Origin of the sequence: Microseira wollei NIES-4236, from assembly GCF_020521235.1 — a bacterium.
Lineage (GTDB): Bacteria > Cyanobacteriota > Cyanobacteriia > Cyanobacteriales > Aerosakkonemataceae > Microseira > Microseira wollei.
The window spans coordinates 1-10,991 of the sequence record NZ_BLAY01000246.1; the positions used below are offsets into that span (position 1 = coordinate 1).

At 45.8% G+C, this 10,991-nt stretch carries 13 protein-coding genes; 6 read left to right on the top strand and 7 right to left on the bottom strand.

From position 1 onward, the window contains the following. The first annotated feature begins 304 nt into the window (after nucleotides 1-304). Together MiSe_RS43990 and MiSe_RS43995 are read left to right on the top strand one after the other, a co-directional pair. Nucleotides 305-811, top strand: a complete 507-nt coding sequence (locus MiSe_RS43990; RefSeq protein WP_226592807.1) for a hypothetical protein — start codon at nucleotides 305-307, stop codon at nucleotides 809-811. 10 nt (nucleotides 812-821) lie between these two features. Continuing rightward, on the top strand, nucleotides 822-1,151 hold the full coding sequence (locus MiSe_RS43995) for a hypothetical protein (protein WP_226592809.1): 330 nt from the start codon (nucleotides 822-824) through the stop codon (nucleotides 1,149-1,151). 149 nt (nucleotides 1,152-1,300) lie between these two features. On the opposite strand, the gene MiSe_RS44000 is transcribed toward MiSe_RS43995, so the two are convergent. The 3 genes from MiSe_RS44000 to MiSe_RS44010 all read right to left on the bottom strand — a co-directional run bounded on the left by MiSe_RS44000 (nucleotide 1,301) and on the right by MiSe_RS44010 (nucleotide 3,682). Beyond that, entirely contained in the window at nucleotides 1,301-1,564 is a 264-nt protein-coding gene (locus tag MiSe_RS44000) for a hypothetical protein (RefSeq protein WP_226592811.1), read from the bottom strand. Between the two features lie 191 nt (nucleotides 1,565-1,755). Further along, nucleotides 1,756-1,923 carry a photosystem II assembly protein Psb34 gene (gene psb34, locus MiSe_RS44005; protein ID WP_226592813.1) on the bottom strand — a complete coding sequence of 56 codons (168 nt, stop codon included), beginning with the start codon at nucleotides 1,921-1,923 and terminating at the stop codon, nucleotides 1,756-1,758. Between the two features lie 493 nt (nucleotides 1,924-2,416). After that, nucleotides 2,417-3,682 carry a GTP cyclohydrolase II gene (locus MiSe_RS44010; RefSeq protein ID WP_226592816.1) on the bottom strand — a complete coding sequence of 422 codons (1,266 nt, stop codon included), beginning with the start codon at nucleotides 3,680-3,682 and terminating at the stop codon, nucleotides 2,417-2,419. A gap of 398 nt (nucleotides 3,683-4,080) precedes the next feature. On the opposite strand from MiSe_RS44010, the gene MiSe_RS44015 reads away from it, so the two are divergent. The 3 genes from MiSe_RS44015 to MiSe_RS44025 all read left to right on the top strand — a co-directional run bounded on the left by MiSe_RS44015 (nucleotide 4,081) and on the right by MiSe_RS44025 (nucleotide 5,372). After that, nucleotides 4,081-4,665: a DUF5132 domain-containing protein gene (locus tag MiSe_RS44015; protein ID WP_226592818.1), complete on the top strand. Its 585-nt coding sequence runs from the start codon at nucleotides 4,081-4,083 to the stop codon at nucleotides 4,663-4,665. A 212-nt stretch (nucleotides 4,666-4,877) separates the two neighbouring features. Continuing rightward, complete coding sequence (locus MiSe_RS44020) at nucleotides 4,878-5,195, top strand: HMA2 domain-containing protein (protein WP_226592820.1); 318 nt, start codon at nucleotides 4,878-4,880, stop codon at nucleotides 5,193-5,195. Between the two features lie 21 nt (nucleotides 5,196-5,216). Then, nucleotides 5,217-5,372 carry a hypothetical protein gene (locus tag MiSe_RS44025; RefSeq protein ID WP_226592821.1) on the top strand — a complete coding sequence of 52 codons (156 nt, stop codon included), beginning with the start codon at nucleotides 5,217-5,219 and terminating at the stop codon, nucleotides 5,370-5,372. Nucleotides 5,373-5,812: 440 nt separating this feature from the next. Here MiSe_RS44025 and MiSe_RS44030 read toward each other — a convergent pair whose 3' ends face one another. Beyond that, complete coding sequence (locus MiSe_RS44030; protein WP_226592823.1) at nucleotides 5,813-6,238, bottom strand: hypothetical protein; 426 nt, start codon at nucleotides 6,236-6,238, stop codon at nucleotides 5,813-5,815. A 284-nt stretch (nucleotides 6,239-6,522) separates the two neighbouring features. Between MiSe_RS44030 and MiSe_RS44035 the strand changes: the two genes are divergently transcribed. Beyond that, nucleotides 6,523-7,005, top strand: coding sequence for a peroxiredoxin (locus MiSe_RS44035; protein WP_226592825.1), 483 nt, complete (start codon nucleotides 6,523-6,525; stop codon nucleotides 7,003-7,005). A gap of 132 nt (nucleotides 7,006-7,137) precedes the next feature. On the opposite strand, the gene MiSe_RS44040 is transcribed toward MiSe_RS44035, so the two are convergent. From MiSe_RS44040 to MiSe_RS44050, 3 genes are all read right to left on the bottom strand, one after another. Beyond that, on the bottom strand, nucleotides 7,138-8,034 hold the full coding sequence (locus MiSe_RS44040) for a class II fructose-bisphosphate aldolase (RefSeq protein WP_226592827.1): 897 nt from the start codon (nucleotides 8,032-8,034) through the stop codon (nucleotides 7,138-7,140). A gap of 72 nt (nucleotides 8,035-8,106) precedes the next feature. After that, nucleotides 8,107-8,391, bottom strand: coding sequence for a hypothetical protein (locus MiSe_RS44045; RefSeq protein WP_226592829.1), 285 nt, complete (start codon nucleotides 8,389-8,391; stop codon nucleotides 8,107-8,109). A gap of 718 nt (nucleotides 8,392-9,109) precedes the next feature. Further along, nucleotides 9,110-10,618: a hydroxysqualene dehydroxylase gene (locus MiSe_RS44050; RefSeq protein ID WP_226592831.1), complete on the bottom strand. Its 1,509-nt coding sequence runs from the start codon at nucleotides 10,616-10,618 to the stop codon at nucleotides 9,110-9,112. Between the last annotated feature and the right edge of the window lie 373 nt (nucleotides 10,619-10,991).

Consider the following 10,991-nt stretch of genomic DNA (forward strand, 5'->3'; position numbering starts at 1 on the left):
GATGGGTTTGCCGTTCTAGGGTACTAGGCTCACCATCTTGCTTATAAAGTTGTCAGGGTTTAGATTTCTCTGTTCCCAGCCAGTCTTCCCTAAGTGTTGCTACTTATTTCAACTGAACGAATCGCACCCAAAGTTTGTCATGATAATTATGCCCTCCTATAGGACAACTCTATCGGGGTGGAAGTCTCCGCCCAGTGCAGCGAACACTAGGCGGGGACGCACTTATATTTATTGATGACACACTATAGCATAAAAATTCTAATCATGTTATAAAATTTTTATTATTAGTAAACGACGACTTTTCATGATTCGCGAGATCCGGATCAACTATATATTTGCAGACGACCCTACCTGGGAAAAACTCATGCTGGCTTGCGATGAGCTGGGATGGAACAAGTCAACCATTGTCAAGCAATGTTTGCACGGGTTTTTCCGCCGCGACGGAGAGTTTTACGCCAACGCCGGTATCCTTGATGCACAGTATCGCGGCATGAGCGAAGAAGAGTATTTTAAGACTCTGCGCGATCGCTTAGAAGAAGACTTGCCACGATACCAGCAGGGTAGACCTGGGTTTGGTGTTTCTCCTATCGACCCTATTGAGCCAATTCCCACAGACCCCGGTTACAAGCGCAGCTACAACACGATTGGTTTGTCCGCTTACAATTACGTGCTGCTAAAAGTAGCAAGGATTGTAGATGGTGGATCGATGATACAAACGATCAGCCGGATGATCGTGAAGCATCTCAACGACAACTGGGAAACCGCGTACCAGCCACAGATCGATCGCGACCACAGATGTAAATTCAAATAGGAGCAAAATCATGACCACAACAATTAATACTGAACTCAACTCAGATCGCGTAAATAAAGCTGTTGAAGCGATTTTGTCAGCGTTGGGCGAACCTGAAAACGATTTACACAGAGAAGCGTTCAGCGCTTTCCATCGGGGCGATCATCAGGTCGTGAAACGATTGGCAGCAACTAACCTATCTGATTACTATTGCAAGGCTTTAGGTTATTTGGGGGGAGCATTGAAACTCACGCCAAATACAGATACTATTCTTGCCGAATCTGCACGGGCGGCGGCTGATTTTGTCAGGGAAAGAACGCTGGCGAGATTAGGCGCAGAAATTGCCCAGGCGCTTGGTTAGAAACGACTGAAGGCATTTGTTTTATTTATTCCTCCTGCGGTTGATCTTGCACTCACAAGCTCTTGATTTATCTGTTGTAGGTGGCGATCGCATTTAGCTGTCCAGGCGTGGTGCGATCGCTTTGTCATCAAGCCACAATAACTTTGTCATTATGACAAGCTTTTTTGAGACTGTCTCGACCTTGAAAGCTCGTACAATGCGTTAATGTGCGCCGGTAAGCGCTGCTCTAAAGTCTGTCGCTGTGTCCAAACCGCATCCAATAAACACAAATAATTGGTCACGTCTGGTGGAACCGCTCGCTGACTGCTTCCCTCTACAAACCAGTGATATACAGTATCAGCACTTTTGCCAGTTAGTTGGGCAAGCTCTTGCCGAGTCAAGTGCCACTTGGCGATAAATTCTTTCGGATGCACTAAAACCCCCAAGTTCGGAACGTTGTAAGCTAGTTAATTTGTCATGATGACATAGTAACTAGATCGGGCAAGGTTCTATGTTTTTCATCCCAGATCAAACAGCAAAAGCCCCAGCTTGCAGGCTGGGGTGTAAACAATAGGGAGAAATTCAATCAGCGACGTTGTTAACTCTGGTGAAAATTTTTAACTTCTTAGCTGACGCCGAATGCGGTTAAAACCAGCAACGAGACGAGCAGAATAGCGGCAGCGCCTTGAAAAGCATACCGCTGCTGCTGTTCAGCTGAGGGGTATTGTGCATAGTAGATAGCGGGTTCAGCAGCGTAGTTGTTGAGAAGACCTTCGTTGTTAGTGGTGTACATAGTTCGCTCTCTGGTATTTGTTAACTTATGTAAATCACTGTAACGAATTATTTACAAAGTGTCAAGAGATTGATGCACTTGTGCTATAAGTCTTGCTTTGAGCAGCCATAGGCTTGACTGAAGTCGGTTCCCGTCTAGCAGCGATCTTGTAACGATGACCTTAAGCAGCAGAGGGGTTGAGCTGGAATCCGCCCAGAGCCTCTACCTGTAAGGTGCGTTAGCTTGTCCCGTAATAAAATCTGATCGCGTTACCCCACAGATACGTCGCATGTAGGGGCACGGCATTTTTAAGTTATCTATATCTGGCAAAATATCTCGGATGCCGTGCCCCTACACCCCATTAAGGGTAATCTTAAGGACATGATATTACGCAAAGAAACCGGGTTTCTATCGATTAATCGTTGCTTTAGAACAAAAGATATGCCTGGAGGCACGCTTCGCGAACGTAGCAAGAAACCCGGTTTCTCAGATCTTGGTGCGTCAGTCCACAGAGCTAATCTGCCAAATTTCTACCTTTAATTTCTGCCAACATTGCCGCATCTGGCACGATATCTGGCGTGTAATAACCAGCGGCTTTTTTGGCAGCAATTTCTACCTGTGCATCCTCCGGAATCCAATCTTCTGGAATGGGTATGCGTTCGATGACTTCAATGCCAGAATTGACGATCGCGTTATATTTCATATCGCTCATCGAGACTAAGCGATCGATGCGAGTTATTCCCAACCAGTGCAGTATATCTGGCATTAATTCTTGGCAGCGCATATCTTGCACTCCGGCGACGCATTCGGTGCGGGTGAAGTAGGAATCGGCGCGATCGCCTCCCTCCTGGCGCTTGCGGGCATTGTAAACCAAAAATTTGGTAACTTCCCCTAATGCCCTTCCTTCTTTTCGCAAGTATACGATTGCACCCGCACCCCCTGCTTGTGCAGTCTGGATGCAAACTTCAATTCCATGCACTAAATAAGGACGACAGGTGCAAATATCCGAACCAAAAACATCTGAACCGTTGCATTCATCGTGGACTCGCACGGCTAGCGGTTTGTTGGGGTCTGTAATATCTGCTACATCCCCAATGATATAAACCGTAGTTCCACCGATGGGGGGTAAGAAAGCCTGCAAATCCGGGCGCGTTACCAGTTCGGGGAACATTCCCCCCGTTTGCTGAAATAGAATGCGGCGCAAATCGCTTTCTTGTACGCCGAGTCGCTGGGCAATTCCCGGCAAGTACCAAACTGGGTCGATGGCAGCTTTTGTCACCACCAAGCTACCGTTGCTTTTTAAGATCTCCCCGTCAATTTGCAAGCGCCCTTTGGCAATGCAATCTTGCAGTTCGGGCAGGGTAATGTGCGCTTTGGTAATCGCGATCGTGGGGCGAATATCGTATCCTTGTTCGTAATACTCGGCGTATGCTTCTTCTACCATCGCCCCAAACGGATCGAGGGAAACAATTTTTTGCGGAGCGAACCAACTCGGATATGGCCCAATTTGGACAACGGGGGCGGTATTGGTCAAATCTGCCCGATGATCGCTTTGAAGGCTTCCAGAGGCGATCGCTAGCGCCCGATACACTGCATAGGAACCTGAATGGGTGCCAATGACGTTGCGATGGGCAGCGTTTCCCAATGTCCCTATTATCGGCCCCCGTTGCAGCGGATCGCGTTCTCCCCAACGTATCGGTATCGGTTTCGCCCCGGATCTGCCAGGGTGGGAAGTTAAAACAATATGCTTGTGCTTAGAGACTGATGTTGGCTGTTGCATATCAAGTTCTCCAGAAAATGCACCGATGACGATCTCAATTTGTCAAGTATGCCAAATCTTGTGGAGCGATCGCCCTGACGGCAACAAAAATTGCGCCTGCTTTCACCCGCCGCCAGTTTTATAGTACATTTGTCTTGGTAAATTACAACCCCAGCAGCCTGGTGCGTTACCCAGGCTGTTTTTTTTTGCACAAAGCTATTGTTGGGTGGCTCGACAGGAAAAGTCTAGAGTTAGCGATCGCGAGGATAGAATAAGGTTACAAAAGCTACAATTTTTTGATTTGTAACAAATCAATGTGGCGATCGCTACAATATTTGCTTCTATCTTTAGATTGATTGCGCTGGTAATTGGATTGAATTATGCTCATACAGTCTGCGTCTTAAGAGGGAAGCTAAAAAATGGAAACCCAATTAGACGGAAAACATGGATTCTCTGGAATTTTCGAGGCATGTGCAGCGCAAATCTTTACAAAAACGGTTGGTTTGTTTGCAGAAGCGGCGAATCAACCTTTAGAGACAGAAACTATCCAACAGGAAATAGCACTTTCCCAAAGGTGTAAGGAAGCGGTGGCAGAAGCCGGGCAGGTAATAGAGAATCTAATGGCTGAGGTAATTGCCGAGCTAGTTGCCGAAAAGCAAGCGCAATTCGAGGCAATGGCAAAAACAATGACAGAGCTAGTTGAGGAGCAGGCACCATTTAATGGCAAACTTGCTGATACCCATGCTACGCAAGACAGATCAAAAGTAGCTTTGACATCCTCCCCATGCAGCGCTACCGATCTGCGGTTGCTACTAATGCTGGGATTGGGCGTGCTTAGTATCCGACAGTGGTTCGATCAAGGGTTTCAAATCGAGGAGTTACCTTGGTATCTCTTGACTTGGTATGCCTTCGACGCCTTAATGAAACCGAGCTACAAAAGCGCAAACTGGCAAACCGAAACTAGCTTAGCAGGCGAAACTCCCCAGCCAAAACAGAGATACTAACTCAAGTTGCTAGTTATCTCATGCATAGCAGCTAATGGCTAATGGCTAATGTGGGTAAAAATCCTATATTAGCAATTAGCAATTAGCCATTAGCAACGCGCTTGTTTATAACTAGCAACTTGCGTTACTACCAAACCCGCACTAACTATAAAGGCGTATAAATTTACGTCGCGGCGATTTTTCAGTGTAATCAACAACAAGGAGAAAATTTGGTGATTCAAGCCATACATACTGCCGTCAAAGGCAGAGCGATATATAAAATTAATCAACTTTACGGCTCCAAGTCTTTAAAAACATACCTGGAGCGATCGCGCCTAGAGAAGGCGGAAATTAAGGATGTCTCTGCCAATCCACTAACGGGCAATATTCTTGTCCTTTATCACCCAGACAAGACCCCGGATGAAATTGCATCGCTGATTGCAGAAAGTTTATTAAATTACCATTCCCAGCAGGAGCAAATCGAGACAAAGAGTTATTTACCCAAAACTCTACAACAATTGACACGAATGGTTGCCGATGCTGAAGCATAAGCGGCAGAAAATCAGCAACTTGTGGTAGCCTGTGCTACTCAATTTGCAGCGGACGCTGAACAATTGAGAGACATGGTTGCCGATGCTGAAGCACAAGCGGCAGAAAATCAGCAACTTGTGGTAGCCGGTGCTACTCAATTTGCAGCGGACGCGAGCGATCGCGCACCTGGCTTGTAGTAGGTCTATCTAATATCAATTCCGTTTAAGTAGTCACGGTAAAAATTCTCCGCGTCAGAGGGTTAGCCTTAACTATGAGTACCTAAACTCACATCTTGCACCTTTCCACCGACCCGTCCGGAAATAAATTTCCGGACTAACAGCTCAAGTCCATTAAAATAAACTGAAATTCCTTTTGAATAAGTGTTTAGTCCTCTAAAAAGGACTTTAGCTAAAAGCCCGTGAATTTATTCTCTGGCGATTTAATGATCGGGTGCAAGATCTGAGTAAACGGAAGCGATATCATGCGGTCGATTTATGCAGTTTGGTGGCGTTCCCCAGGCTGTTTTTTTTCACAAAACTATTTTACTATAGCCAAACTTTTCTAACCCTAACGCTTTTTTATCAAGTGAGGCAGAGCCTCGCTTTAACGTTCCCAGGCAGGAGCCTGGGAACTAGAATTAAGCTGGAGATGTTTGTTTTTGAGCGTAAAGATAATCGCAATATAGCGCCCATGCAGCGCCAAATATACCCGTGAGGGAAGCAGCGATCGCAGCTGAAACTCCCCATACCATTGGCCCAAACCAATCTGTAATTTCACACAATATTGCTGTGCTTGCTTTAGCAACAATATAAGCCGTCCCCGTTGCCGCAACTGTGACTAAACCAATTTCTGCCAGCATTTCTAAAAGCGCCTTTCTGGTTAAATCTTCCTCAAAATAGATTTTCCAGATCGTGGTATACATTAGCACATCAGAAGCCGTGAAAACTAACTGTTTGGGAACTTCTATACCGGGAGTTGGTGCAGCGGAGGCGGTACCGCTACCAACTGCGTAACCGGCAATTGCTAAGGCAGCTTCTAATCTTTTTTTACCGAGATTGCTCACAGTCCTATCTCCTCTAGAGCCATGTCTACTTTATCAACTTATTGAAGTGGCTGATATCGAATCCGTTTGCATCCGAATTATAAAGATTTTCAATGGTATCAACGATCCTGGTAGGGGCACGGCATCAGTAAGTTTTGTCACCAGCTCAAAGGTTGTAGGATGCCGTGCCCCTACAATGTTGTGTTGCACCCAATTGAATCCGATGCAAGCGGATTTGATCTGACTCGCTGCGTCAACTTGAGTGAGACAATATTGAGAGACAGCTAAATCAAGAGGGAGAGAATATGACTATTCAAGTCGGCGATAAAATTCCATCGGTTAATTTGTTAACGATGACGGCTGATGGGCGTCAAACAGTATCCACCGACGAACTATTCAAAGGGAAAAAAGTGGTCTTGTTTGCAGTCCCTGGTGCGTTTACGCCCACCTGTTCCGAACAGCATTTGCCTGGTTTTATTACCTATGCCGATGAAATTAAAGCTAGAGGCGTCAATACCATCGCTTGTATTGCCGTTAACGATGTTTTTGTCATGGATGCTTGGGGGAAAAATCAGAATGTCGGCGATAAAATAATGATGCTTGCCGACGGTGACGGTGAATTTACCAAGGCTCTGGGGTTAGAATTAGACTTGCGCGGCAAGGGTTTGGGCGTGCGCTCGCAACGCTATGCCATGATAGTTGAAGATGGTGTCGTCAAATCCCTGCAAATCGATCCACCTAAAACATTTGAAATCAGCAAAGCTGAAGCCGTTCTAGAAAGGCTTTAAATAATTTGAGATTTAAGATTTCAGATGGCAGATTTATTTGATTTCAGATTTGAAATTTCAGATGGCAGATTTACAGCGTTATTTTCTTCTAAAATCTGCAATCTGCCATCTGCAATCTGCCATCTGCCATCTTCAATTTGCAATTAGTCGCGCTAGCATCTGGGCGTAGGGAGATTGATGCAAGTGGGCTTTACCTACCGAGCCGAATAGTTGCAACTTTTCTGCAACTACCGCTTGCATCGATGCGATTGCTTCTTGAGTTAAATCGAGTAAATCGGGGGTTTTAGGCGAACCCAACTGTTCTTTTAAAGACCGCATATAAGCCTGACGTACTTCAGTATTGACGTTAAACTTGCATACGCCCAATTGTATCGATTTACTAATCATCGACGCAGGCAAACCAGAAGCGCCGTGTAATACTAACGGAATGCTAATCAACTTGCGAATTTTTGCCAGTCGGTCAAAATCTAATCTGGGTTCGCTGCGATATTCTCCATGCACGTTACCAATTGTAACGGCTAAAGCATCCACCTGGGTCGCCGCTACAAATTCAACCGCTTGAAAAGGATCGGTCATTTTCGCTTCTTTTTCGGCGATGCTTAAACCATCTTCTGTGCCGCTAATTCTGCCAATTTCTGCTTCAACTGCTGCCCCATAAGTATGGGCTAACTCGGTCATTTCTTTTGTAAATTCTAAGTTCTCACTATAAGGTAAATGAGAACCATCTGCCATAATCGAATTCATCCCCGCTTGCAGAGCCGTTTTGATTGCCGCAGCGTCAGTACTGTGATCTAAGTGAACTGATATCGGTACTGTGGCGGCGCGCGCTGCTTCCAAACAAAGCGCGACTAGAGGAGATCCGCCAGACTTGAGCGAACTGGGGTGAAGTTGCAACATGGCTGGACTTTGGTGCGCCTCTGCCGCCCCTATAACTGCCTTTACCCCTTCTAAGTTATAGACATTAAACGCGCCGATGGCGTAGACATTGCGGCGGGCTGTTTCCAATAGTTCCAGCGTAGAACTCAGCATAATTGCTATCCCGATAGATACCTTATTTTAGAATTGCCAGTGGCTCAAGATAGCAGCGATCTTGTTGCTTTTCTACCATTCTTGGAGATGTTTTTGTTTTTGGACTTCTGACTCTAACTTAATCATCAGGTCAATCATCATTCTGACGTGGTCGATGGTTGCACTCAAACCGTTTTCGCCGACGAGACAGCCGTAGCGAGGCAAGTTTTCTTTTGGGTGTTGCCAGCGCAACCATAGTTTGCCGTTAATCAGTTTTGTAGTGATCGACCAGCCTTTATAGCCTCCAGGAATTTGCTCAATGTCGGCTTTGTAGGGAGAAGATTGTTCCAAGGATTCTCTTTGGCTAGTTAACAACATAGTTCTGGCGTTTTAAATCCATCAATAAATGGGAAAACTAGGGAGTGAACTTCTGTACAGCATCAAGTATAGGTGTTTATTTCTAGCTAAACAACGTATTTTTACTAGAGTTTCACCCGTTCTATGTATCTTCACAAGAAGTCCAATAATGTTAAATATCCAGGAAAATCCCGGCACGAGTTGCGATCCAACTCGCTGGCAATTTGCGATCGCTATCTCTGGTTGAGTGCGATCGCTTCCGGTCTATTCTGTGAGCTGAGGCGGTTGCCGCCTGTGACTCAAATCAATTTCTCCCTGTGATTTAAATCATATAGCAGATGCATCAATTCTGGCAAGCGTCAGTACCCGATGTAAAACCAGAATCAGGCTGTTGGCAGCGAACCAGAGGCAAATCACCTTTGTTTCTCTGAAAAACGCAGCCAGAAACCCGGTTTCTAAGCAAAGAAACCGGGTTTCTTTGCTCGTAGTGCGTAAGTCCTGATTGAATCTCCGGCTCTTATGACAATATTATTTACATAAATTTGATAAAAAACAAATAAATTTTATTAAAAGTAAATATTTTTGTAGCAAAGCTTTACTTTATGATAATTAATATTAAAATCAGGCGCTGGCGCCCGTTCGTAGTAGGCGCTTGGGCGCCGCGGGTATTGGGGATGAGGCAGGGGTGGGATGGTTCCCCAGTAGTCAGAAGAGGGGCACAGATGCGCGCCCCTACCGCTCAAGGCAACCAGAAATTTGGTAACAAAGGTTTCAGACTATTGCGTACCGATTGGTTAAGCGATCGCGCCATTTGAATGTGCAATTCATCCGCCTCCACAGGGATAATTTCTGCTTTACTTCCCTGCTGCAAGCGATCGATAACTAAATTCGCTGCTTCCAAACCAGTCACATAAGCCTTTTCTTGCGACCAAGAACCGTGACGATTGACAATCCAATCCCCACTCATAAAGGCATTTTCAAAACTCGTGACCGCAGGCAGCATATACTGATAGCTACCCGGTGCAAAATGGGTCACCGCACGGGGTAAGCGAATGACGCTGCTATCGATTACTTTTGCTTGCCCAAAAGCGGGAACGCAGGCGGCTAAATCCCGCTGCACAATCGGCACAATTTCTTCATCGCTTAAAGGCAAAAATTGATTCGCGTGATAGAAATCCGCTTCGATAACAGTGCCTGGTTCATCGCGATATTCATCGTGCAGCGCATTCAAATCAAAAAACGTCCATCCTGTAGTGGGATTAAACCCAAAACAAGCATTAGAAGGCAAAGGAATATCAATTTTGCGGTCAAACCACAACCGGGTAGCCAAAACATCAATCGCGCCCAAATTCATTACATCGCGAAATTCCTGGCGTTTTTGCAAGCTAGGACTGCCGGAGATAATTTTCTGCATACCAGTCACGCCAACGGCAAAAATAACCGCATCGGCGTCGAAAGTTTCATCCCCACAGACAACGCCAGTGACGCGATTGTTATCAACAATTAAATCGCTGACGCGGCGATTTGTTGCCAGCTTACCCCCGGATTTTTCAATTTGTTCTACCCAAGGACGAAAGATTTTTTCGCCTACCGTACCCCGACACCAAACCACATCAAAATCCGGTTGATGCGCCAGGATAAAAAAGTAAAGCATTCCCAAAGTAGCAGCGGCAGAACATTGTTCCCCTGGGGCAAATAAACCGACTAACAACATCGGTTCAAAAGACTCGCGGTAAAGTCTTGCAGAAACGCCAAATTGTTTGAATAATTCCCGGGCAGTTACGCCATCATAGCGTCGCCAAGCTGCATCGGAATTATCAAAATCAACGACAGCGTAGAGTAAAGGTAAAGCTGAAAGGCGATCGATTAATGGTAACCGCTTAAACTGGGTATAAATAAAAGTTCCCAGAGGCGAAGGCAGTCGGGGCAGCTCTTGAAAAATCGGCGATTCGACTTCGAAACCTGCGGGAGAATACTGAGAAGAACGAGTCCAAGGTGTAAAAGGACTCAAACCTAATTCTTTGACCAGTTGAAAGATATTGTTGTAGGGATACCAAAAGCCGTGAATACCAGCTTCTACAGAACGTCCCCCCGCCGTTTTCCAACCGGCGACTAAACCGCCTGGATAGGGGCCAGCTTCTAGTAGAGTAACATCGTAGCCTTGTTTAGCGAGGTGGTAGGTTGCGCCCAAACCTGCCCATCCCGCACCGACAACAACAACCCGTGGAGTTTGCGATTTATCTGACATTGTGGATAAAGGAATTCTTTGTACAGCTTAAATGCGATCGGCTCTGAGAAACCGGGTTTCTGGCTACGATCTGTGGCAACCAAACCAACAATTTTTCCGAGAAACAAAGGTGATTTGCCCGCACCGGCTCTGAGAAACCGGGTTTCTTTCTGCGATCTCTAGTTACAAAGCGACGATTTTTCATAGAAACCCGGTTTCTTTCCGTCACCCCACCCATGCATCTAAATCCAAAGTGAAGTGATGGGGGTTTTGCAGCACAAAAGAGCGACCTTGTTTGAGCAAATTATGTCATTGCTAACCAAATCGAGAGAGGTGGATTTTACCTGGAGAATGATATCATGTCCGTTGAATTGCCCATAATAAAAAAACCTCA

Bases quoted from the DNA above. Each gene is read 5' to 3' on its own strand.
- MiSe_RS44045 (WP_226592829.1), bottom strand. From the start codon at position 8,391: ATGTTGTTAACTAGCCAAAGAGAATCCTTGGAACAATCTTCTCCCTAC.
- MiSe_RS44040 (WP_226592827.1), bottom strand. From the start codon at position 8,034: ATGCTGAGTTCTACGCTGGAACTATTGGAAACAGCCCGCCGCAATGTC.
- psb34 (WP_226592813.1), bottom strand. From the start codon at position 1,923: ATGTACACCACTAACAACGAAGGTCTTCTCAACAACTACGCTGCTGAA.
- MiSe_RS44035 (WP_226592825.1), top strand. From the start codon at position 6,523: ATGACTATTCAAGTCGGCGATAAAATTCCATCGGTTAATTTGTTAACG.
- MiSe_RS43990 (WP_226592807.1), top strand. From the start codon at position 305: ATGATTCGCGAGATCCGGATCAACTATATATTTGCAGACGACCCTACC.
- MiSe_RS44010 (WP_226592816.1), bottom strand. From the start codon at position 3,682: ATGCAACAGCCAACATCAGTCTCTAAGCACAAGCATATTGTTTTAACT.
- MiSe_RS44015 (WP_226592818.1), top strand. From the start codon at position 4,081: ATGGAAACCCAATTAGACGGAAAACATGGATTCTCTGGAATTTTCGAG.
- MiSe_RS43995 (WP_226592809.1), top strand. From the start codon at position 822: ATGACCACAACAATTAATACTGAACTCAACTCAGATCGCGTAAATAAA.
- MiSe_RS44050 (WP_226592831.1), bottom strand. From the start codon at position 10,618: ATGTCAGATAAATCGCAAACTCCACGGGTTGTTGTTGTCGGTGCGGGA.